This window comes from Gordonia otitidis (genome assembly GCF_020735545.1).
GTDB lineage: Bacteria > Actinomycetota > Actinomycetes > Mycobacteriales > Mycobacteriaceae > Gordonia > Gordonia otitidis.
Genome location: NZ_CP085974.1, coordinates 4846754 through 4869228, shown reverse-complemented (window position 1 = coordinate 4869228; position 22475 = coordinate 4846754). Strand labels below are relative to the sequence as shown.

General features: G+C 65.5%; 20 protein-coding genes and 1 pseudogene. 10 read left to right on the top strand and 11 right to left on the bottom strand.

Annotated features, from left to right (window positions below):
• The first annotated feature begins 11 nt into the window (after positions 1-11).
• Positions 12-1035: pseudogene (locus tag LK459_RS22000) on the top strand (alpha/beta fold hydrolase).
• 48 nt (positions 1036-1083) lie between these two features.
• Here the strand turns inward: LK459_RS22000 and pgl are convergent.
• From pgl to tkt, 5 genes are all read right to left on the bottom strand, one after another.
• Positions 1084-1836, bottom strand: coding sequence for a 6-phosphogluconolactonase (pgl, locus tag LK459_RS21995; RefSeq protein WP_227920777.1), 753 nt, complete (start codon positions 1834-1836; stop codon positions 1084-1086).
• Complete coding sequence (locus LK459_RS21990) at positions 1833-2750, bottom strand: glucose-6-phosphate dehydrogenase assembly protein OpcA (protein ID WP_227920775.1); 918 nt, start codon at positions 2748-2750, stop codon at positions 1833-1835. Before LK459_RS21990 ends, pgl begins: the two co-directional genes overlap by 4 nt.
• Positions 2751-2805: 55 nt before the next feature.
• Positions 2806-4341 (bottom strand): glucose-6-phosphate dehydrogenase, encoded by a 1536-nt coding sequence (gene zwf / locus LK459_RS21985; RefSeq protein ID WP_007239438.1) that lies wholly within the window; start codon positions 4339-4341, stop codon positions 2806-2808.
• A 5-nt stretch (positions 4342-4346) separates the two neighbouring features.
• On the bottom strand, positions 4347-5468 hold the full coding sequence (gene tal, locus LK459_RS21980) for a transaldolase (protein ID WP_007239439.1): 1122 nt from the start codon (positions 5466-5468) through the stop codon (positions 4347-4349).
• A gap of 95 nt (positions 5469-5563) precedes the next feature.
• Positions 5564-7642 carry a transketolase gene (gene tkt, locus LK459_RS21975; RefSeq protein WP_007239440.1) on the bottom strand — a complete coding sequence of 693 codons (2079 nt, stop codon included), beginning with the start codon at positions 7640-7642 and terminating at the stop codon, positions 5564-5566.
• A 455-nt stretch (positions 7643-8097) separates the two neighbouring features.
• Between tkt and LK459_RS21970 the strand changes: the two genes are divergently transcribed.
• Complete coding sequence (locus tag LK459_RS21970) at positions 8098-8973, top strand: heme o synthase (protein ID WP_407648826.1); 876 nt, start codon at positions 8098-8100, stop codon at positions 8971-8973.
• A 21-nt stretch (positions 8974-8994) separates the two neighbouring features.
• On the opposite strand, the gene LK459_RS21965 is transcribed toward LK459_RS21970, so the two are convergent.
• The gene (locus LK459_RS21965; RefSeq protein ID WP_227920773.1) at positions 8995-9957 is read right to left on the bottom strand and encodes a quinone oxidoreductase family protein; all 963 of its coding nucleotides are present in this window, start codon (positions 9955-9957) and stop codon (positions 8995-8997) included.
• Positions 9958-10026: 69 nt separating this feature from the next.
• On the bottom strand, positions 10027-10545 hold the full coding sequence (locus tag LK459_RS21960; RefSeq protein WP_227923957.1) for a phosphoribosyltransferase: 519 nt from the start codon (positions 10543-10545) through the stop codon (positions 10027-10029).
• 150 nt (positions 10546-10695) lie between these two features.
• Here LK459_RS21960 and LK459_RS21955 point away from each other — a divergent pair, with 150 nt between their 5' ends.
• Positions 10696-11070, top strand: coding sequence for a hypothetical protein (locus LK459_RS21955; protein ID WP_227920772.1), 375 nt, complete (start codon positions 10696-10698; stop codon positions 11068-11070).
• Here LK459_RS21955 and LK459_RS21950 read toward each other — a convergent pair.
• The 4 genes from LK459_RS21950 to mptB form a co-directional block, all read right to left on the bottom strand.
• Positions 11063-12112, bottom strand: coding sequence for a COX15/CtaA family protein (locus LK459_RS21950; RefSeq protein WP_227920771.1), 1050 nt, complete (start codon positions 12110-12112; stop codon positions 11063-11065). The two genes, LK459_RS21955 and LK459_RS21950, sit on opposite strands and share 8 nt — an antisense overlap.
• Positions 12109-12912: an ABC transporter permease gene (locus LK459_RS21945; RefSeq protein ID WP_007239446.1), complete on the bottom strand. Its 804-nt coding sequence runs from the start codon at positions 12910-12912 to the stop codon at positions 12109-12111. The genes LK459_RS21950 and LK459_RS21945 overlap by 4 nt, the downstream gene beginning before the upstream one ends.
• Positions 12909-13880, bottom strand: a complete 972-nt coding sequence (locus LK459_RS21940) for an ABC transporter ATP-binding protein (RefSeq protein ID WP_039994170.1) — start codon at positions 13878-13880, stop codon at positions 12909-12911. Before LK459_RS21940 ends, LK459_RS21945 begins: the two co-directional genes overlap by 4 nt.
• 105 nt (positions 13881-13985) lie before the next feature.
• On the bottom strand, positions 13986-15764 hold the full coding sequence (gene mptB / locus LK459_RS21935; RefSeq protein ID WP_227920770.1) for a polyprenol phosphomannose-dependent alpha 1,6 mannosyltransferase MptB: 1779 nt from the start codon (positions 15762-15764) through the stop codon (positions 13986-13988).
• Positions 15765-15891: 127 nt separating this feature from the next.
• Here mptB and LK459_RS21930 point away from each other — a divergent pair, with 127 nt between their 5' ends.
• The 7 genes from LK459_RS21930 to LK459_RS21900 all read left to right on the top strand — a co-directional run bounded on the left by LK459_RS21930 (position 15892) and on the right by LK459_RS21900 (position 22453).
• A complete protein-coding gene (locus LK459_RS21930; protein WP_322590825.1) occupies positions 15892-16659 on the top strand; it encodes a helix-turn-helix transcriptional regulator in 768 nt (255 codons plus the stop codon).
• Positions 16656-18089: a Fe-S cluster assembly protein SufB gene (gene sufB, locus LK459_RS21925; protein ID WP_007239450.1), complete on the top strand. Its 1434-nt coding sequence runs from the start codon at positions 16656-16658 to the stop codon at positions 18087-18089. The genes LK459_RS21930 and sufB overlap by 4 nt, the downstream gene beginning before the upstream one ends.
• Positions 18089-19324 carry a Fe-S cluster assembly protein SufD gene (gene sufD, locus LK459_RS21920; RefSeq protein ID WP_227920769.1) on the top strand — a complete coding sequence of 412 codons (1236 nt, stop codon included), beginning with the start codon at positions 18089-18091 and terminating at the stop codon, positions 19322-19324. The genes sufB and sufD overlap by 1 nt, the downstream gene beginning before the upstream one ends.
• 135 nt (positions 19325-19459) lie before the next feature.
• On the top strand, positions 19460-20233 hold the full coding sequence (gene sufC, locus LK459_RS21915) for a Fe-S cluster assembly ATPase SufC (RefSeq protein WP_227920768.1): 774 nt from the start codon (positions 19460-19462) through the stop codon (positions 20231-20233).
• A 3-nt stretch (positions 20234-20236) separates the two neighbouring features.
• The gene (locus tag LK459_RS21910) at positions 20237-21520 is read left to right on the top strand and encodes a cysteine desulfurase (protein ID WP_227920767.1); all 1284 of its coding nucleotides are present in this window, start codon (positions 20237-20239) and stop codon (positions 21518-21520) included.
• 1 nt (position 21521) lies between these two features.
• Positions 21522-21992 carry a Fe-S cluster assembly sulfur transfer protein SufU gene (gene sufU / locus LK459_RS21905; RefSeq protein WP_227920766.1) on the top strand — a complete coding sequence of 157 codons (471 nt, stop codon included), beginning with the start codon at positions 21522-21524 and terminating at the stop codon, positions 21990-21992.
• Positions 21989-22453, top strand: coding sequence for a metal-sulfur cluster assembly factor (locus LK459_RS21900; RefSeq protein WP_007241152.1), 465 nt, complete (start codon positions 21989-21991; stop codon positions 22451-22453). Before sufU ends, LK459_RS21900 begins: the two co-directional genes overlap by 4 nt.
• Positions 22454-22475 lie beyond the last annotated feature (22 nt).

Sequence of the window (22475 nt, the reverse complement as noted above, 5' to 3'; positions counted from 1 at the left end):
CACCGCGCACGATTTTCGAGCTCAGTGACTTCACGCTGCAGTCCGGTGTGACGTTGCGCGATGCGAGACTCGCGTACAAGACGTTCGGAAAGCTCAACGACGACAAGAGCAACGTGGTCGTCTATCCCACCTGGTACTCGGGATGGCACACCGACAACGAATGGCTGGTGGGCACCGACAAGAAGGCACTCAATCCGGACGAATGGTTCATCGTCATTCCCAACATGCTCGGAAACGGATTGTCGACGTCGCCGTCGAATGCTCAGGTGCCCTACGACCACGCCAGGTTTCCGCTCGTGACGTTCTACGACCAGGTCGAGGCGCAGCATGCGTTGTTGACTGCACTCGGCGTGTCCTCCATCGAACTGGTCACGGGATGGTCGATGGGCGCGGGTCAGACCTATCAATGGGCGGTGAGCTATCCGGAGATGGTTCAGCGGGCGGCTCCGTTCTGCGGGTCGAGTGTCACCGCGCCGCACAACAAAGTGTTCTTGGAGTCGCTGGAGGTGGCGATGATGGCAGATGCGGCGTGGGCCGACGGTGATTACGATCCGGCGTCGCCGCCGATCAAGGGGCTTCGTGCGTTCGCGCGAATATACGCAGGGTGGGGTTTCTCTCAGGCCTTCTACTGGCAAGAGCAATGGCGCACAAATGGGATTCACCTCATTCGACGACTTCGTGCTCGGGTTCTGGGAGGCGTTCTTCCGCGACGGACGCGATCCCAACAACCTGATCTCGATGCTCAGGACCTGGCACGCGGGCGATGTCGGCCAGACACCCGGTTTCGACGGTGACACCCAGGCAGCGCTGCGCTCCATACGATGCCCGGTGCTGGCGATGCCGGCAGAGAAGGACCTGTACTTCCCTCCCGAGGACGAGGTCTGGGCCTCGCAGTTCATCGAGCGCGGCGACGTGACCGTCATCCCCGGCGTGTGGGGTCACTTCGCGGGTGGAGGCGCCAACCCGGTTGACATCGACTTCATCGATGGCAAGTTCGCCGAGTTCCTGTCGAAACCGGGGCTCGCAGATCTGTGATTGCTCGCGGGGATCAGCGAAACCGGACGGGTCACGCCAGGGGGCAGCCTAGACGGAGAGCTTGCCCGCCGCCGCGTCGTCGAGGAACCACACCGTCTCCGACGTCCCATGAGCGCCCGCGCACGGCCAGTCGTCACGCGACGCGCCGGAGTGCGCGGCCGCGACGGCGTCGGCCTTGTCTGGGCCGGATACCAGGAACCACACCTGAGCCGATCGATTCAGGGCGGGGAAGGTCAGCGTGACACGGCGCGGTGGCGGTTTCGGAGAGTCCTCGACCGACACCACCGTGCGCACGTTCTCGGCGGTGGCCGCGGTGTGAGGGAACAGCGAATTGATGTGTCCCTCGCCGCCCATCCCGAGCAGATGGAGGTCGAAGGCGGGGGAGACGCCGTCGTCGGCATTCGCTGCGAGTGTCGCCGCATAGTCCGATGCCGCGGCCTCGATGTCGTCGCCGAAGACCCCGTCGGACGCCGCGACGGGATGCACCCGCGCAGGATCGACGGGTACGTGCGTGAGCAGGGCGTCGAAGGCTTGTCCGACGTTGCGTTCGGGATCGTCGTCGGGGACGAAACGCTCGTCGCCCCAGTAGAAGTCGATCCGCGACCAGTCCAGCCCACTGGTGTCGACGTCGCTTCCTGGTGCGAGCGCACGCAGGATGGCGATTCCGTTGCTGCCCCCGGTCAGCACCACCGATGCGATCCCTCGCTCGCGTTGAGCGCGTGACACGACGTCGACGAAACGCGTTGCCGCTGTCGTCGTGAGCATGTTCGGGTCGTCGAACACGAGTGTCTCGGTTGTCATACCGGCGCTCCCTGGGCTTGGAGTTCGACCGCGCCGCGCAGGGCGAGCTCGTACATCTCGTCGGTGTCGAGCCTGCGTAGCTCCTCGGCGAGACAGATCGGAAGATCGCGATGCATCATCGCGACGCGGCCATCGGGCTTGCCCGGGGCACTCAAGACGGCGTTGCCGTTCTGGTCGATCGACATGACCGTGGTGCCCTCGTCACGGTGTAACCGCACCTCGAAGCTGCCGATGTTGCGTTGCGTCGGTACGCCCAGCGTCGAACGAAGCCATCCCGCAAGCAGATCCACACTCGGCGAGATCGCGGGACCGGTCACCTCTGCCCCGGTGATCGGGGTGTGCGGCGGACGCTCGACAGCGGAGGCCAGCAGTGCACGCCAGCCCGTGATCTGAGTCCACGCGAGGTCGGTGTCGCCCGGGGCGTAGGTCGCCAGTCTGCGCGCGAGCACGGTCTCGGGATTGGCCGACTTCGTCGCGTCGAGAATCCGTCTCCGCCCGATGCGGCCCATCCTGTCCTTGGCGGGATCCTCGGGCGCAGCGCCCGGCCACCACGTGACGATAGGCGTATCGGGGAGCAGGAAGGGCGTCACGACGCTTCGCGGATGGTTGGCCAACTCGCCGTGCAGGGTGAGCAGCACGACCTCAGACGCGCCCGCGTCGCCGCCGACCCGGATCTCAGCGTCGAGCCGGGACTCCTCGTCGCGTGGATCGCACGAGATAACGATCACTCGGCTCGGGTGCTCGCTGCTGGCGCCGATGGCGGCCTCGATGGCTGCCTCGGTCGGTTCGCCGTGTTCTGCGACCACCACAAGGGTGAGCACCCGGCCGAGGCTGATCGCACCCCCGGCCTCCCGGACCATGACGATTTTCTTGGCGACCTCGTTGGTGGTGGTGTCGGGCAGCGTGACGATCATCGGTACCTCCTCGGCGCGTGCGGTGAGCTACGGGGCGGTGACAGGGTCGGCGGTATCAGGGTCGGCGCCACGTTCGCCCGGTCCTGGCCATCATCTCGTCGGCGGAGTCGGGTCCCCAGGTACCCGACTCATAGGTGTCGGGTCGGCCCGCCTGTGCCCAGTGGTCGAGGACGGGATCGAGGATCTTCCACGACAATTCGACCTCGTCGTTCACCGGGAACAGTGACGGCTCGCCGAGCAGGACGTCGAGGATGAGACGTTCGTAGGCCTCCGGCGACGCCTCGGTGAAGGCGGTGCCGTAGCTGAAGTCCATGTTGACGTCGCGGACCTCCATGCTCGACGCGGGGACCTTCGACCCGAACCGCAGGGTGATGCCCTCGTCCGGTTGGACGCGGATGACGAGTGCGTTCTGGGACAACTCCTCGGTCATCGTCTTGTCGAACGGCAGATGCGGCGCGCGCTTGAACACCAGTGCGATCTCGGTGACCCTGCGCCCCAAGCGTTTTCCGGTACGCAGATAGAACGGCACACCGGCCCAGCGTCGTGAATCCACCTCGAGCGCGATGGCGGCATACGTCTCGGTGATGGAGTCGGCGCTGAAGCCCTCCTCCTCGAGCAGTCCGGGAACCTTCTGGCTGCCCTGCCAGCCTGGGCCGTACTGGCCGCGCGCGGTGTTCTCGTCGAGCGGAAGGATGTTGCTCGTGGCCGAGAGCACCTTGATCTTCTCCGCCTGTAACTGCTTGGGCTCGAACGAGATCGGCTCTTCCATCGCCACCAACGCCATGAGTTGCAGCAGATGGTTCTGGATCACGTCCCGTGCCGCACCGATCCCGTCGTAGTAGCCTGCGCGGCCGCCGAGGCCGATGTCCTCGGCCATGGTGATCTGCACGTGGTCGACGTAGTGCGAACTCCACAGCGGGTCGAAGAGTTGGTTGGCGAAGCGCAGCGCGAGGATGTTCTGCACCGTCTCCTTGCCGAGATAGTGGTCGATGCGGAACACCGACGACTCCGGGAAGACCGCGTTGACGATGGCGTTGAGTTCCTTGGCCGACTGCAGATCGTGCCCGAAGGGTTTCTCGATCACCACGCGACGCCAGTTGTCGCCTTCCTCGGCGGCCAACCCACTGCGTTCGAGTTGCTCGCAGACCGTGGGGAACGCATTGGGCGGAATCGAGAGATAGAACGCATGGTTGCCATCCGTGCCGCGTTCCTTGTCGAGCCGCAGGAGCGTCTCGTGAAGGCGGTCGAACGCTGCGTCGTCGTCGAAAGAACCCTGGACGAAACGAAAGCCCTCCGACAGACGCTCCCAGACCTCCTCGCGGAAGCCCGTCCTTGCATGCTCGCGAACGGCGTCGTGGACGACTTTCGCGAAATCCTCGTCGTCCCAATCCCGTCGGGCAAAACCGACGAGCGCAAACGACGGCGGCAGCAACCCCCGATTGGCGAGGTCGTACACCGCGGGCATCAACTTCTTGCGTGCGAGATCTCCGGTGACGCCGAAGATGACGAGGCTGCACGGGCCTGCGATACGAGGGAGACGTTTGTCACGTGGGTCGCGCAGCGGGTTCTTCCAACCCGCGGTGTCTGCCACCTACGTCAGCTCTTCTTCGCGGCGGATAGCTGCTCCTCGGTTGCGCCGAGGAGACCGGTCCACGCGTCGACGAACTTGGTCACGCCCTCGTCCTCGAGCACCTTGAACACGTCCGAGAAGTCGACGCCGACAGCCGAAATAGCGTCGAAGACCTCACGCGACTCCTTGGCGCGACCCAGGATCGACTTGGTGTCGACCCAGCCGTGGTCGGCAAACGCGTCCATCGTCTTGCCCGGCATGGTGTTCACCGTGTTGGGGGCGACGAGTTCGCTGACGTAAAGCGTGTCGGCGTAGTCGGGGTTCTTGGTACCGGTCGATGCCCAGAGTGCGCGTTGCGGCAACGCGCCCTGCTCCCGCAGAGCGGGGAAGCGGGAATCGATCTCGAACACCTGCTGGTAGGCGTGGTAGGCGATCCGCGCGTTGGCCAGCGCCGCCGAACCCTTGAGCTGCACGGCCTGTGGCGTGCCGATGGCGTCGAGACGCTTGTCCACCTCGGTGTCGACGCGGGAGACGAAGAACGACGCCACGGAGTGGATCTTCGAGATGTCGTGTCCTGCGGCGAGCGCTGCGTCGAGCCCGTTCAGGTAGGCGTCCATGACCTCCTGGTAGCGCTCCACCGAGAAGATCAGGGTGACGTTGACGCTGATGCCCTCGGCGAGGGTGCGGCTGATCGCGGGCAGGCCTTCTTTCGTTGCCGGGATCTTGATCAGCGTGTTGGGACGGTCGACGATCTTCCACAGCTCCACCGCTTGAGCGGCGGTCTTCTCGGTGTCGTGAGCCAGGCGCGGGTCGACCTCGATCGACACCCGACCGTCGAGGCCGTTGGTGCGGTCGAAGACCGGCCGCAGGACGTCGCATGCGTTGCGGACGTCGTCGGTCGTCACTGTGCGCACCGCGCTGTCGACATCGGTGTCACGCGCAGCCAGCTCGTTGATCTGGTCGTCGTATGCGGTGCCCTTGGACAGTGCAGCCTGGAAGATCGACGGGTTGGTCGTCACACCGACCACCGATTTGGTGTCGATGAGTTCCTGGAGCTGGCCCGAGCTGATCAGGTCTCGGGACAGGTCGTCCAGCCACACCGAAACCCCGGCTGCGGACAATTCTGCGAGCTTCTCGTTCTGTGTCACGGTTCTCTCCTCCAACATCACGCTCCTTGTGGGAGCGCCTCTAGTGGGTTGCCTCGGTTGGGATCTCGATGTTGAGTTGTGGATTCGATCGGCGATCAGCCCGCCACAGCGCGGAGAGAGGCCGCAACGACCGCCTCCGCGGTGATGCCGAACTTCTCGTACAGCACCTTGTAGTCGGCGGACGCTCCGTAATGCTCGAGCGACACGATCTGATCGCCGTTGCCCACCCAGCGATACCACGGCATCGCGATACCCGCCTCGACCGACACCCGCGGTACTGCCGGGGGCAGTACCGAGTCGCGGTAGCCCTGTGGCTGTTCGTCGAACCACTCCATGCTCGGCATGGACACCACGCGGGCCGCGATTCCCTTCTCGGCCAGAGTCTTCTGTGCCTCGACGGCCAACTGCACCTCGGAGCCCGTTCCGATGATGACGACCTGTGGATCGTCGTCAGAGTCACTGAGTACGTACGCTCCGGCGGCGACCCCCTCGGCCGACGTCCCCTCGAGGACCGGAACGTTCTGACGTGTCAGGATCAGGCCGACGGGACGATTGCGGCGCGTCATCAGGTGGGCCCACGCCGCAGCGGTCTCGTTGGCATCGGCGGGGCGCACGACGTCGAGATGGGGGATGGCGCGCAGTGCGGCGAGATGCTCCACCGGTTGGTGGGTGGGGCCGTCCTCGCCGAGACCGATGGAGTCGTGTGTCCACACGTAGATCGGATCGATTTCCATGAGCGAGGCCAGTCGCACCGACGGACGCATGTAGTCGGCGAACTGCAGGAAAGTACCGCCGTACGCCCGCGTCGGGCCGTGCAGCACGATGCCGGAGAGGATCGCGCCCATCGCATGCTCGCGGATACCGAAGTGCAGCGTGCGGCCGTACGGGTTGGCCGACCACTTCTTGGTCGAGATCGCGGTGGGACCGAACGAGGCCGCCCCGTCGATCGTGGTGTTGTTCGAACCCGCGAGGTCGGCCGAACCGCCCCACAGCTCCGGGAGGATCCCCCCGAGCGCCGAGAGGACCTTTCCCGACGCCGCGCGGGTCGCGAGGTCCTTGTCGCCGGGAGCCCAGGTCGGCAGGACGTCGCGCCATCCCTCGGGCAGCTCGTGAGCCTGGAGTCGGTCGAAGAGCTTCTTGTTGTCGGGGTTCGAGCTCGCCCAGGCGTCGAACGCCTTCGTCCACGTCTCCTTGGCCTCGACACCCCGCTCGACGAGTTTGCGGGTGTGACCGATGACCTCTTCGGAGACGTCGAAGGTCTTGTCCGGATCGAAGCCGAGAGCTTCCTTCGTCTTGGCGACCTCGTCGGCGCCGAGCGCCGACCCGTGCACGGCACCGGTGTTCATCTTGTCCGGCGCCGGGTAACCGATGATCGTTCGCAGGCAGATGAGCGACGGCTTGTCGGTGACCTTCTTGGCCGCCTCGATCGCGGCCTCGATGGCGACGACGTCCTCGCCGCTCTCGACGGTCTGTACATGCCAGCCGTACGCCTCGTAGCGCAGGGGTGTGTTCTCGCCGAGTGCGATGGTGGTGTCGTCCTCGATCGAGATCTGGTTCTGGTCGTAGAACACGATCAGGTTGCCCAGCGCCTGCGTGCCGGCGAGCGATGATGCCTCGGACGTCACTCCCTCCTCGATGTCGCCGTCGGAGGCGATCACATAGATGAAGTGGTCGAACGGGCTGGCCCCGGGCGCAGCGTCGGGATCGAACAGACCGCGCTCATAGCGCGAAGCCATGCTCATGCCTACCGCAGACCCGAGACCCTGTCCGAGAGGGCCGGTGGTGATCTCGACGCCCTTGGTGTGCCGGAACTCCGGGTGCCCCGGGGTGAGTGAATCCCAGGTGCGCAGGGCCTCGAGGTCGGAGAGTTCGAGACCGAACCCGCCGAGATAGAGCTGGATGTAGAGAGTCAGACTCGAGTGCCCGCAGGACAGGACGAAGCGGTCGCGGCCGACCCAGGTGGTGTCGACGGGGTCGTGGCGCATGACGCGCTGGAACAACGTGTACGCGAGCGGCGCCAAACTCATCGCGGTACCGGGGTGCCCGTTGCCGACCTTCTGCACGGCGTCGGCGGCGAGTACTCGGGCGGTGTTGACCGCGCGTGTGTCCACGTCGGACCAGTCGTCTGGGTAAGCCGCCGTGGTGCGTTCGCGGATCTCGTCGGTGTCAGCCACGTGTGCCGTCTCCTGTGCGTGTTGGTGTGCCTGCGTGATACGTGTCGTGCTGGGTCGTCAGCCGTCGAGCGCGCGTACTCATGCGCGATCTGTCTGCGCGCTGCCGCAGGGCCGTCCGGCCCACGATGTCCAGAGTAATCCGCCTACGCCACTCTGTGGTGCGGTGGCTCGTAACGATCTGTGGGTGGCCCCCGTCGTCGCAGGTTGACCGCGACGCGGAGCCTCAATTCTTCGATCGAATACCCCAGCGTCTACCATGCTGAGTAGTAGTCGGAGATGCCCGCGAACCGAATCATCGGTGGGGCAGGGGAGTTGACGTGAGGATCGGTGAGCGTGTGAGCGGAGATGGTTCCGCCACTTCTCGCAGCACGTCCGAGGTGGATTCTGACCGGCAGGTCAGCGAGTCGATCACAACCGCCGACACACGTGTCGTGGCCCGCATACGCGGACTGGTCATGGCCTACGTCGCACTCACCAAACCGCGCGTCATCGAACTGCTGTTGGTGGCGACGATCCCGGTGATGCTGCAGGCGGACCGAGGTCACGTCGACCTTGCGATCATCGCTTTCACGCTTCTCGGCGGCTGGTTGGGCGCGGCGAGTGCCAACACGCTCAACATGGTCGTCGACGCCGACATCGACAAGAAGATGCGGCGTACCGCCAAGCGTCCGCTTGCTCGGCACGCGGTCACGAGGACCAACGCGCTGATCTTCGGCCTGTTGCTGTGGGTCGCGTCGTTCGCGGTGCTCTGGTGGGCGGCGAATCTGCTCAGCGCGTTGCTGGTGTCGGCGACGATTGTCTTCTACGTCGGCGTCTACACGATGATCCTCAAGCGCCGCACCTGGCAGAACGTGGTGTGGGGCGGCGCAGCGGGTTGCATGCCGACGCTCGTCGGATGGGCCGCCGTGACAGGCTCGCTGAGCTGGCAGCCGATCGTGATGTTCGGCGTGATCTTCTTCTGGACGCCGCCGCACACGTGGGCGCTGGCCATGCGCTACCGCGAGGACTACAAGGCCGCGGGCGTGCCGATGCTTCCGGTGATCGCGACGGAGGAGCGGGTCACCCGGCAGATCCTCGTCTACACGTGGTTGACCGTCCTCTGCTCGTTCCTGCTGATCGGTGCCGCGAGCTGGATCTATGCGGCTGTTGCGGTGCTGGCCGGGGTGTGGTTCCTCAACCGCGTGCACAAGCTCTACCGTGACACCCGACGAGGTGTCGAGGTGACCCCCCTGAAGGTGTTCTTGCAGTCGAACGAGTATCTCGCGGCTCTGTTCTGCGGACTCGCGATCGACGCGGTGGTCAACCTACCCACCATCGCCAGCTACTTCTGAGGCCGCCGGGCCACTCCGCTTTCAGGGAGTGAGTGCGGTCGCTCCCGTTGTCGTCCGGTTCTCCAGGTCGGCTTGTGCGTTCGCCGCGTCTGCGAGCCTGTACTGCTGACCCACACGCGCGTCCAGGCCGTCGAGAACAGCGTCGAAATACTCTGCCGATCGCCAGCGCAGCTCGTCGGTGTCGGCGATGAAGTGGCCGAGCGTCGGACGTGTCACCGACAGCGAGCCGGCCGGATTCAGCCGCTGGATGTCGAAGGGTGGCACCGGCCCGCTCGCGGCACCGAATACGACGACGATGCCGCGGACGGCCGTCGAGGCGAGTGATTGTTCGAAGGTGTCGGCGCCCACTCCGTCGTAGACGACTGGGACACCGTTGCCATCGGTGAGATCGCGCACCTGCGCAACCAGGTCGTCGCCGTACCTGAGCACGTGTGCTGCCCCCGCGGACCGGGACAGTTCTTCCTTCTCGTCTGTGGAGACCGTGGTGATCACCGTGATGCCGCGCCGCGCGGCGAGCTGCGTCAGGATCAGTCCGACACCGCCGGCGCCCGCGTGGAGCAGGATCGTGTCACCCGCAGCCGGGTGTGCGCTGCCGTTGAGCAGGTAGTGGGCGGTCAGGCCGCGTAGCATCGTCGCGCCGGCCACGACGTCGGGGACGCCGTCGGGCACCGGGATGGCGCGGGCGGCGCGGACCGCGACGAGTTCGGCGTAGGAGCCGGGTGCGTCGACCCACGCTATTCGTTGTCCCGGCTGGAGGTCGGTGACCTTGCTGCCGACCGCAACGATCTCGCCGGTGCCCTCGGTACCGGGCACATACGGCGGCGTCGACGGGTACATGCCGCGCCGCAGGTATGTGTCGATGAAGTTCACGCCGATGGCCGAGGTCCGGGCGATCACCTCGTCCGGGGCGGGGATCGGATCGTCGACCGTTCCGTAGTTGAGCACCTCGGGGCCGCCGTGATGGGTCACCTGAATCGCGCGCATGCCTCGTTTCTACACGGTGCCCACCGCGTCGCTACGCAGTGGCGGATGACACCGCGCGGAGGACGACTCCTACCCGTCGGCCTCGCTGGTCGCATTCCTGGTCTCCACGACCGGCGGGTCCACCGACCACGGGAAGTTGATCCACTTGTCGGTGGTGCGCCAGCAGTAGTCGGGAGTCGTGATCGTGTGGGGTTTCTGGTAGATCACGGCATTGCGGACCTCGGCCACGCGCCCCTGCTGCTCGCAGAAATCGTCGACGAGCTTGAGTGTCTTGCCCGTGTCGGCGACGTCGTCGACGACGAGGACACGTTGATCGTGCAACCCGCTGCTCTCCAGCAGTGAGGGCAGCATCACCGGTTCGGACAGTGTCTCGCCGATGCCGGTGTAGAACTCGACATTCAGCGACAGCATGAGTTTGCAGTCGAGGGCGTAGGCCATTGCTCCCGCCGGGATGAGACCGCCGCGGGCGATTCCGATGATGATGTCGGGGACGTATTCGTCATCGGCGACCATCTGTGCCAGTTCCCGGCAGGCGACACCGTTCAATTCCCAGGTGAGGATTTCGCGCTCCTGCGCGGAGAGTTCCATACCCGCCAACTCTGCCAAGTTCGCGGTCCCTGCACATCTCGAACCGTGACTGTTCGGTTCGCGGTGCCGGTCAGATCGACGTCGATCCGGTCGCTCCTGTCGCTACGCCGCGGCGAGCCCGAGGGCTCGGGTCGGTATGCTCTACAGACCATGAGCGACGAGCAGACGACCGACTCCACCAACACCGCTTCGCGTGCCAAGGCACCTGCCGGCGTCGTCGAATCGATCAAGAAATTCGTGGCCGCCGAGGGCGGCGCTGCGACAGCGGTGCTGCAGCCGATCGGGGCCGCGGGTGTACGCATAACCCTCGTCGGTGACTCCAACGGCTACCTCGGCGACCGCGTCGTCGACGATGTCGCGACCGCACATGCTGTCGTCGACGCCGTACCCGGCCTCGAGATCGGGGAGTGGGATCGAGACCTGACGTCGAAGGCGACGGTGTCACCCGAGCACTACCGCAAGATGGCCGGCTGGGTCGCGCACTCCGAGCACTTCCCGAAGGCGCGCAACAGCGCGATCATCTGACCGGTTCGGTCCTCGCGGCGTCTGCTCCCGGGGTGACTGTTCCCGGGGTGACGTCGGCGGGAGCACGCTGATCTCGCCCGAACCACAGCACGAGCCAGGTGGCACCGATCATCAGGAGTCCGCTGCCGAGCATGTGGGCGATCACCAGAGCCATCGGCAGGTTCGTGGCGTACTGGATGCCGCCGATGATCCCCTGCAGGGCCAGCAGCGCGACGTAGGTGAACGCGGCGCGCGTTTGTGGCATGCGGAGAACGCGTGTGGTCACCGCGACTGCCAGCGCCAATCCCACGAGCACGAACACGAAGTCGGCGTGGAGCTGTGTCATCGCGCCGGGATCCAGTCCGTTGCGCGGGGCATCGGCGTCGCCTGCGTGAGGCCCTGATCCGGTGACCACGGTTCCGATGTAGATGGTTGCCCAGGTGAACAGGTAGATCAACCACGAGAGCGCATTGCCCAGGCGCGCGGCCACGGTGTTGGTGGCCCGCTGCCGGACCCGCGTGGATGTGCGGAACACGAGCACCGTCGCCGCGGATACGAGCGCCATCGACAACACGAAGTGCAGCGAGACGACCCACGGATTGAGGTCGGTGAGCACGGAGATTCCGCCGATGACCGCTTGGAACGGGATTCCGAGCGCGATGAGCGTGGCCAACCAGCGGTCGCCGCGGGTGGAGTCGCGGTGACGGAACACCGCGAGCCACGTCCCGATGGCAACGACCACCAGTACCCACGTCAGCATCCTGTTGCCGAATTCGATGGCTCCGTGCATGCCGAGGGCCTGATGGGGCACGAAGGAGCCGTCGGTGCACTGCGGCCAGGTGGGGCAGCCGAGTCCTGAACCGGTGAGTCGCACCGCGCCGCCGGTGACGACAATGCCGACGTTGACCACCAACTGAGCGATGGCCCATCTGTGGACGAATCGCGCGGAGGGGTCGCCGAATCCGGGTATGCGCCCGAACCAGCCCGCTCGCGACGCGGCGTCGGGCCTCGCGGTGTCGGGGGACTCCGCAGCCTTCTCGGTGCGCGTGTCTGACGTCGTCATTGGAATCGGAACCACCTCACTGCCAGCGCTGAGCCGATCACGGCCCAGGCCAGCAAAACCACCACGCCGAAGACGTCTACGCGTCCGTCGGCGGCTTGCTGTAGTGCTTCGGTCAGCGCGCCGGACGGCACGATACGTGCCACCCACCACACCCCGTCGGGGATCCGCGAACCCATGACGACCAGGCTGCCGACACCGACCATGGCGAACCAGAGAAGGTTCGCCAGCGCCAGGACCACTTCTGCCTTGAGAGTGCCGCCCAGCAGGAGACCGAGCGCACAGAACGCAGCCGTGCCGAGCGCGACGACCACAGCGCCGATCAACAGACCGACCGGCTCCGGCCGCCAACCGAACGCGACGCCGATCGCGCCGAGCAGGATTGCCTGGGCGATGACGACGATCACGACGGCCAATGCCTTGCCCGTGATGATCCCCCAACGCGGAATCGGTGTTGCGCCAAGGCGTTTCAAAGCGCCGTACCGTCTGTCGAATCCCACCGCGATCGCCTGGCCCGTGAAGGCCGTCGACATGACCGCGACCGTCAGGATGGCGGGCACGAACGTCGCCGCGCGCTCGGCGTTGGTCGTGCCCAGGTCGGTGTCGAGCGGGAGTAGACACAATCCGATCAGCAGGGTGATGGGAATGAACATGGTCAGCAGCAGCTGTTCGCCGTTGCGGAGCAGAAGCGTCAGTTCCAGGCGCGTCTGGGCGGCGAGCATCGCCGACAGCGACGCCGGTTTCGGTCGCGGCGCGAAGGTCCCCGGCGGGAACTGCGAGGTCGACGGTCGGGCGGTGGTCATCGACGCAACTCCCGTCCGGTCAGGTCGAGGAAGACGTCCTCGAGGCTGCGCGTCTCCACTCGCAGGTCGGTTGCGAGGACATTGATCTTGGCGCACCAGGCAGTGACCGTCGCGAGCACCTGCGGTGTGACGTCCCCACTGACCAGATAGTTTCCGGGGACCGGCTCGGTGCACCGGTAGTCCTCGGGCAGGGCGAGTTCGAGCATCGTCATGTCGAGGCCGCGCGGAGCCGTGAAGCGCAGTTCGTTCTCTGCGCCCCGGCTCGTGAGTTCCGCAGGCGTGCCGTCGGCGACGACGCTGCCGTGGTCGATGATCACCACGTGATCGGCGAGTTCTTCTGCCTCGTCCATGAGGTGTGTGGTCAACAACACCGACACACCGTCGCCGCGCAGCCGGTCGATGATCTCCCAGACGACCAGCCGCGCCTGTGCGTCGAGTCCGGCAGTCGGTTCGTCGAGAAAGACCAGCTCGGGCCGGCCCACGATGGCGCAGGCGAGCGACAACCGCTGCTGCTGGCCGCCGGAGAGACGACGGAACGGCGTGCGAGCCGCCGAGGTCAGGCCGAGGGCGTCGAGCAACCACTCGGGGTCGATGGGATCGGCCGAGTAGGCCGCGCAGAGGCGAAGCATCTCCTCGGCACGGGCGCCCGGATATGCGCCACCACCCTGCAACATCACCCCGATACGTGTGCGCAGTCTGTCGTTGTCGTGCCACGGGTCGAGTCCGAGAACCGACACCTGTCCCTCGTCGGCGTGTTGGAAACCCTCACAGATCTCCACCGTCGTGGTCTTGCCCGCACCGTTGGGGCCGAGGAGTGCGAGGACCGTCCCGGTGTCCAGGTCCAGATCCAGATGGTCCACCGCGGTGCGATCATCGAATCGCTTCACCAACCCCCGCACGCTGAGCGCGGTATCGGGTCTCGTGGACGTGGCCGAGGAAACGGGTCCGTGAGCATGACGATCGGTCATCGGATCGTCTGCCGGAGATGGTGAGGGTGAAGCCGTGCTGCGCACACGCCAAGACTATGCGGTGAGGGGCGCAGGAGAGAAAACGCCATCAGGCCGACGCCGCAGTCACGACTGCGTCTCGGAGGTCGACCGACGACGTCTGTGCCGGGTGAACGGCAGATCCTCGAAGAACAGGGCCGTCAGAACCGCGACCATGATCACACCGGCCAGCAGTCCCTGCGCGAGAACCACACCACTCGTGTTGGAGCTCGTCGGCATGACCACGATCGCAATGATCGCCGACGCCGCGATGCTGAGTACGCGAAACCAGGGGCCGGTAGCCCATGCGGCGAGCGGGATCACGGCCCACAGCAGGTACCAGGCCTGCACGAACGGGAAGAACACGACCACGGTCGCCATCGCGATCCCGAGGCCGCCCAGTGGATGCAGTCGACCCGCGAGGGTGGCGAGCATCCACCTGACCACGAAGATCGCGGCGATCAGTTGCCCGATCGGACGGGCGACGTCGAGGATGGCCTGGGTCTGATCACCGAGGCCGAGCCACACACCGACCCTGCCCGTACTCACCGACATCAGTGTCGGCATCGACATCCATGACCGGACGATCTCGCCCGTCGACAGAGTTGTCGTCCATCCGAAACCGAGTCCGGTGCCCACGCAGATCCCCACCACCACTATGGCGAGAATCACGAACAGACATCCGGCCGACGCGGCGAGGGCACGCACGGACTCACGTGAGCGCGACCACCAACTGCTGATCGGAGCGTGTCGCAGCGCGGGGAGCGTGGCGCCCCAGCGCCGCGCGAGAGCGACACCCACGAAGCCGAGGGCGAGCATCGATGTGACTTTCACCATGGACGACGCCGCGATCACAGCCGTACCCGCGATGAGCAGCCAACCTGCCCGACTCGGCCAGAATCCGGAACCGCGGAGGCGGTCGGCGCTGTAGATACCCGCGAAACACAACTCGAGTCCGACGAGCATGAGGCCGAGCATCAGCGCCTCGTTGTGGATACCTCCGACGAGATGGAGGATGACGAGCGGATTCATCGCGCCCAGCCACAGTGCGGCCACTCCCGACACCCCACAGCGTCGCGCGAGGCGGGGGAGAGCCCACACGATGAACGCGACGCCGAGCAGTGCTACTAGTCGATGCAGGAAGATCGCCGCCGTGATGTTGTCGCCGGTGACCTTGGTGATGCCTTCGCCGATCCAGATGAACAGGGGCCCGTAGGGAGCCGGGGTGTCGCGCCAGAGGTTGGGTACCGATCGCGTCAGGACATCGTCGACGCCGAGTCCGCGCACGGGACTGATGACGTACGGATCCATGCCGCGCTCGGCGATCGCGCTCTGCGCGAGATAGGAGTAGATGTCCTTGCTGAGCAGCGGTGGAGCCACGAGTATGGGCGAGATCCACAGCAGCAGCGTGCTGTCGGCCTGACGTCGTGTCATCCGTCGTTGTGGACTCCGGCGTTCGAGAACCTCCACGCTGAACCGGCCGACGGCGAAGCGTCCGATCATCAGCCACGCCACGACGAGCATCAGCGTGCCGCCGATCGACATCGTCAGAGCCGTACTCCACATGCGTGACGGCAGCGACAACAGACGCATTCCGGCGACGGGATTCTGCAGCACCGGGATCTGGCCGGTACCGAGTGACCCGATCAGCAGCAAAACCGAACCGGTGGCGCCGAATATCTTGATCCGGAACAGTCGCCGGTTCTCTTCCGCGTTGAGCGGGCCGACCTCCTGTTCGGTGTCGTGCAGTGTCGCCACCGACCGGCCGTAGTCGCCCGGGGTGTCGGAATCCGTGTCCGCTCGCTGCAGCGACGTCTGCAGACCGAGGTAGGTCGCAGCGCGACGCACGACACTGGTTTCTGGCACACGACGACTGTAATGGGTGGCGAGTAGGTGCCCCTCGACGCCGCACCCGACGACTTCGCGGCAAGCTCTTAGGCCACCCTTGCTGGAAGCCGGGAAGTAATTACGTCACACTGGCGTTGTGAAAACCATGCGGAGTGATGCTGTGCTGTCTGTCGACAGCGCCCGTCCCGGTGTGGTGGCCGATTCAGGAGCCATGCACACCGACGGGCAGACGCGTGCCGCGGTGGTGTCGTTGCTCGTCGAGGACGGGCCGCTGACCGCGGGCGAAATCGCCGAGCGACTGGGCATCAGTGCCGCGGGCGTTCGTCGACACCTAGACGCGCTCGTCGATGCCGGCGATGCCGAACATGCCTCGCCCGGGTTCGGACGCGGCGGTGAACGTGGTCGGGGCAGACCCGCCAAGTGGTTTCAACTGACGGCCTCCGGCCGTGGGAAGCTTCGGCACGCCTACGACGACCTCGCGGGCGCTGCGATGCGCAAGCTGCGCGACATCGCCGGTGAGGACGCGATAGGAGACTTCGCCCGCGATCGGATCGAGGGCATCGTCGACAGCGTCCGCCCGGTCTCTGAATCCGGTTCGGTCTCGGAGACGGTCGAAGAGATCGCCGACGCGCTCACCAGTGCTGGGTACGCGGCCAACACACGGTTGGTCGGTTCCGGCGTCCAGATCTGCCAGCACCACTGTCCCGTGGCACATGTCGCGGCAGAGTTCCCCGAGCTCTGTGAGGCAGAAACGGCGGCGTTCACCGAGCTCCTCGGTACGCACGTACAACGTCTCGCGACGATCGCCAACGGTGATTGCGCGTGTACGACGCATGTCCCCCTGATGATCGGCGACATCCAGCCCACCCCCGCCGCCGATCCCACGCAGACGAGTCGAAAGGCCTCGCGATGACAGTTACAGATGGACAGGCTCCACTGACACAAGAGGAGACCATCGCCTCACTCGGTACCTACGGGTACGGGTGGGCCGATTCCGACGTCGCAGGCGCGAGTGCGCAGCGCGGACTCTCCGACGCCGTCGTCGCCGACATCTCGTCGAAGAAGAGCGAGCCCGAGTGGATGCTGGAGAACCGTCTCAAGGCGCTGCGCATCTTCGACCGCAAGCCGATGCCGCACTGGGGCGCCGATCTCGACGGTATCGACTTCGACAACATCAAGTACTTCGTGCGCTCGACCGAGAAGCAGGCAGCTTCCTGGGACGACCTGCCCGAGGACATCAAGAACACCTACGACAAGCTGGGCATCCCCGAGGCGGAGAAGCAGCGGCTGGTCGCCGGCGTCGCAGCGCAGTACGAGTCCGAGGTGGTCTATCACCAGATCCGCGAGGATCTCGAGGCGCAGGGCGTCATCTTCCTCGACACCGACACCGGACTGAAGGAGCACCCCGAGCTGTTCAAGGAGTACTTCGGTTCGGTCATTCCGGCTGGTGACAACAAGTTCTCCGCGCTCAACACCGCTGTCTGGTCGGGTGGATCGTTCATCTACGTCCCGCCTGGCGTCCACGTCGACATCCCGCTGCAGGCGTACTTCCGCATCAACACCGAGAACATGGGCCAGTTCGAGCGGACTCTCATCATCGTCGACGAGGGCGCATATGTGCACTACGTCGAGGGATGTACCGCACCGATCTACAAGACCGACTCGCTGCACTCCGCGGTCGTCGAGATCATCGTGAAGAAGGGCGGCCGTTGCCGCTACACCACAATCCAGAACTGGTCGAACAACGTCTACAACCTCGTCACCAAGCGTGCCAAGGCGGAGGCGGGGGCCACGATGGAGTGGATCGACGGCAACATCGGCTCCAAGGTCACCATGAAGTACCCGGCCGTGTGGCTGACCGGCGAGCACGCCAAGGGTGAGGTTCTCTCGGTGGCGTTCGCGGGCGAGGGCCAGCATCAGGACACCGGTTCGAAGATGGTCCACCTCGCGCCGCACACCTCGAGCAACATCATCTCGAAGTCGGTGGCCCGTGGCGGTGGTCGCGCGTCGTACCGCGGACTGATCAAGGTGAACAACGGCGCCCACGGCAGTCGATCGACGGTCAAGTGCGACGCTCTCCTGGTCGACACGATCAGCCGCAGCGACACCTATCCGTACGTCGACATCCGCGAGGACGACGTGACCATGGGTCACGAGGCCACCGTGTCGAAGGTCAGTGACGATCAGCTCTTCTACCTGATGAGCCGAGGGCTGACCGAGGACGAGGCGATGGCCATGGTCGTGCGCGGCTTCGTCGAACCCATCGCCAAGGAACTGCCGATGGAGTACGCGCTCGAGCTCAACCGCCTCATCGAACTGCAGATGGAAGGAGCCGTCGGCTGATGGCTGACCCCACGATCCCGGTCACCGTGCCGGGTAACACCGCCGCGCCCGCCAACCGCGGCGAAGCCGCCCCTGCCAACCGCGGCGAAGCCGCCCCTGTCAACAAGGGCGAACTGTTCACGTCGTTCGACGTCGAAGCGTTCGAGGTGCCGAGCTCACGTGAGGAAGCCTGGCGTTTCACGCCGTTCCGACGTCTGCGCGGGCTGCACGACGGCAGTGCCAAGGCCGACGGTCGCGCGACCGTCGAGGTGACGGGTACCGCGGAGGGCGTAACCGTGGAGACGGTCGGTCGCGACGACAAGCGCCTCGGACAGGGCGGTGTCCCGTTCGATCGCATTGCCGCGCAGGCGTATTCATCGTTCGACGAGGCGACGGTGCTCACGGTCGGCCGTGAGGTCGAGCTCAGTGAGCCCGTGGTCATCACACTCGAGGGCCCCGGCGTGGATTCCACGGCATTCGGGCACGTGCAGATCCACCTCGAGCCGTTCGCGCGCGCCGTCGTCGTCTTCGATCAGAAGGGCAGCGGAACCTACGCCGAGAACGTCGAGTTCATCGTCGACGACCAGGCGGCACTGACCGTGGTAAACGTCCACGACTGGGCCGACGATGCAGTGCACGTCGCCGCGCACCACATCAAGGTGGGCCGCGACGCCGTGCTCCGGCACTTCGCGATCAGCCTTGGTGGCGACCTGGTCCGGCTGTCCCCGCTCGTGCGCTACGCGGCCCCGGGAGGCGACGTCGAGCTGTGGGGTCTCTACTTCGCCGACGCCGGACAGCATCTCGAGCAGCGTCTGCTCATCGATCACAATCAGCCGAACTGCCGCTCCAACGTGGTGTACAAGGGTGCGCTGCAAGGGGATCCGTCGGGTGACCGCAGTAGGGAAGCCCACACGGTCTGGATCGGCGACGTGTTGATCCGACCCGAAGCCGAGGGCACCGACACCTTCGAGCTCAACCGCAACCTGGTGTTGACCGACAACGCCCGCGCCGACTCGGTGCCGAACCTCGAGATCGAGACCGGCGAGATCGTCGGTGCGGGCCACGCCAGCGCCACCGGCCGTTTCGACGACGAGCAGCTGTTCTACCTGCAGGCGCGCGGTATCCCCGAGGATCAGGCACGACGCCTCGTCATCCGCGGATTCTTCGGCGAAGTGATCGCCAGGATCACGGTGCCCGAGCTGCGCGAACGTCTGGCCGCCGCCATCGAACACGAACTCGAGATCTCCGGCGCCTGACCGCTCGTCGGTCGCACCGATCCAGACACTCCCGCTGATCTGACCCGCCCCCGCTGATCTGACCCGCCCCCGCTGATCTGACTCCGACCCTGCTGATCGAGCTTGTCGAGATCACCAGCCCAGAAAGAAAGCACCATGAGCACACTCGAAATCCGCGATCTGCACGTCGACGTCGCGCAGTCCGACACCGACGCCGAACCGATCCACATCCTCAAAGGCGTTGACCTGACGGTGAAGTCGGGGGAGACCCACGCACTGATGGGCCCCAACGGTTCCGGCAAGTCGACGCTGTCGTATGCGATCGCCGGTCATCCCAAGTACAAGGTGACCAGCGGCTCCATCACGCTCGACGGGGAGGACGTCCTCGAGATGAGCGTCGACGAGCGCGCTCGTGCGGGACTGTTCCTCGCGATGCAGTACCCGGTCGAGGTTCCCGGTGTCTCGATGTCGAACTTTCTGCGTACCGCAGCGACCGCGGTGCGCGGTGAGGCTCCCAAGCTGCGCCACTGGGTCAAGGAGACCAAGGAGGCGATGACCGCTCTCGACATCGATCCGTCGTTCGCCGAACGTTCGGTCAACGAAGGATTCTCCGGTGGCGAGAAGAAGCGTCACGAGATCCTCCAGCTCGATCTGCTCAAGCCGAAGTTCGCGATCCTCGACGAGACCGACTCCGGCCTCGACGTCGACGCCCTGCGCGTCGTGAGCGAGGGTGTCAACCGCTACAAGGCGGAGGAGAACGGCGGCATCCTGCTGATCACGCACTACACGCGAATCCTGCGCTACATCCAGCCGGATTTCGTGCACGTGTTCGTCAACGGACGCGTCGTCGAATCGGGCGGTCCCGAATTGGCGGACGAGCTTGAAGAGAACGGGTACGTCCGCTTCACGACGGCTGCCGCGGCGGGCTGAGCCATGTCGACCGAGACCGTGGCCGCACAGGCTCCGACGCTCGACGTCGACGCCATCCGTGCCGATTTCCCGATTCTGACGCGCACGGTGCGCGACGGAAAGCCGTTGGTCTACCTCGATTCCGGTGCCACCTCGCAGCGTCCCGTGCAGGTGCTCGACGCCGAGCGTGAGTTCCTGACGACCCACAACGCAGCCGTGCATCGTGGTGCGCACCAGCTCGCCGAGGAGGCGACCGACGACTACGAAGGTGCCCGCGAGAAGATCGCGTCGTTCGTCGGGGTCACCGCCCCCGAGATCGTGTTCACCAAGAACGCCACCGAGTCGTTGAACCTCGTCACCTACACGCTCGGTGATGACCGCAGCGCACCACTGTTCGGTGGCCGCAGACTCGGTGAGGGCGACACCGTCGTGATCACCGAACTCGAACACCACGCGAATCTCGTTCCATGGCAGGAGCTGTGCCGACGCACCGGCGCGACGCTGAAGTGGTACGGCGTCACCGACGACGGGCGAATCGACATGGACTCGCTCGAACTCGACGACACCGTCAAGATCGTCGCATTCACCCACCAGTCGAACGTGACCGGCGCGGTGGCCGATGTCGACGAGCTGGTACGCCGCGCACGTGCCGTCGGCGCGCTTGTCGTCCTCGACGCCTGCCAGTCGGTCCCGCACATGCCCGTCGACTTCCGTACGCTCGACGTCGACTTCGCCGCGTTCTCCGGACACAAGATGCTCGGTCCGTCGGGGGTCGGTGTGCTCTACGGCAAGGCCGATCTGCTCGCGGCGCTGCCGCCGTTCATCACGGGCGGATCGATGATCGAGACCGTCACCATGGAGGCCACGACCTACGCCGACCCGCCGCAGCGGTTCGAAGCGGGCGTACCGATGACATCCCAGGTCGTCGGACTCGGAGCAGCCGTCGACTACCTGGCCGCGATCGGCATGGACGCCGTTGCGGCGCATGAACATTCACTCACCGAGCACGCACTGCGCGCACTCGGCGAGATCCAGGGACTGCGGGTCGTCGGGCCGACGACCACCGACAACCGCGGCGGTGCGGTGTCGTTCCTGGTCGACGGAATCCATGCGCACGACCTCGGCCAGATCCTCGATGACGAGGGCGTCGCCATCCGTGTCGGACACCACTGCGCGTGGCCACTGCATCGACGCTTCGGTGTCGCGGCCAGTGCGCGCGCGTCGTTCGCCGTCTACAACACGCTCGACGAAGTGGACGCACTGGCAGCGGCAATTGTCAAGGCGCAGAAGTTCTTCGGGGTCGTCTGACATGCGCATGGAGCAGATGTATCAGGATGTGATCCTCGATCACTACAAGCATCCGCACGGGCGCGGACTCCGCGAACCGTTCGGGGCCGAAGTCCATCACGTCAACCCGACGTGTGGCGACGAGGTCACCTTGCGTGTGGCTCTGTCGGACGACGGCAACACGGTGGCCGACATCTCCTATGACGGCCAGGGGTGCTCGATCTCGCAGGCGTCCACATCGGTGCTCTTCGATCAGCTCGAGGGCGCCAGCGTCGACAAGGCATTGGAGACGGTCGCCTCGTTCAACGCGATGATGACCTCCCGTGGCTCCGACGAAGGAGACGAGGACGTCATCGGCGACGGGATCGCGTTCGCCGGCGTGAGCAAGTACCCGGCGCGTGTGAAATGTGCACTGTTGGGCTGGATGGCGTTCAAGGACGCACTCGCCCAGTCCATCGAAGAGCGCGAATCAGAACAGGTGGAGACCTCATGACCGAACAGCCCACAGCTCAGACCGCGACGGCTGCAGACGCCGCCGATGAAGTTCAGGCGACTGACACCCAGGCAATCAAGACTGACGCAGGTGAGACCCAGCCGGCCGACCAGCCCGCGAGCACCATGAGCGAGCCCAGCACGTCGCTTCCGGAGATCTTCGACGTCGAGGAAGCGATGCGCGACGTGGTCGACCCCGAACTCGGCATCAACGTCGTCGACCTCGGTCTCGTCTACGGCATCGAGATCACCGACGACGCGGTGGCCAAGATCGACATGACACTGACGTCAGCGGCGTGTCCGCTCACCGACGTCATCGAGGACCAGTCGCGTGCGGCGCTGATCGGCAGCGGACTGTGCACCGAGTTGGAGATCAACTGGGTGTGGTTGCCGCCGTGGGGTCCCGACAAGATCACCGACGACGGCCGCGAACAGCTACGCGCACTGGGCTTCACCGTCTGACAATTCGCTTGTGCCGCCCAAT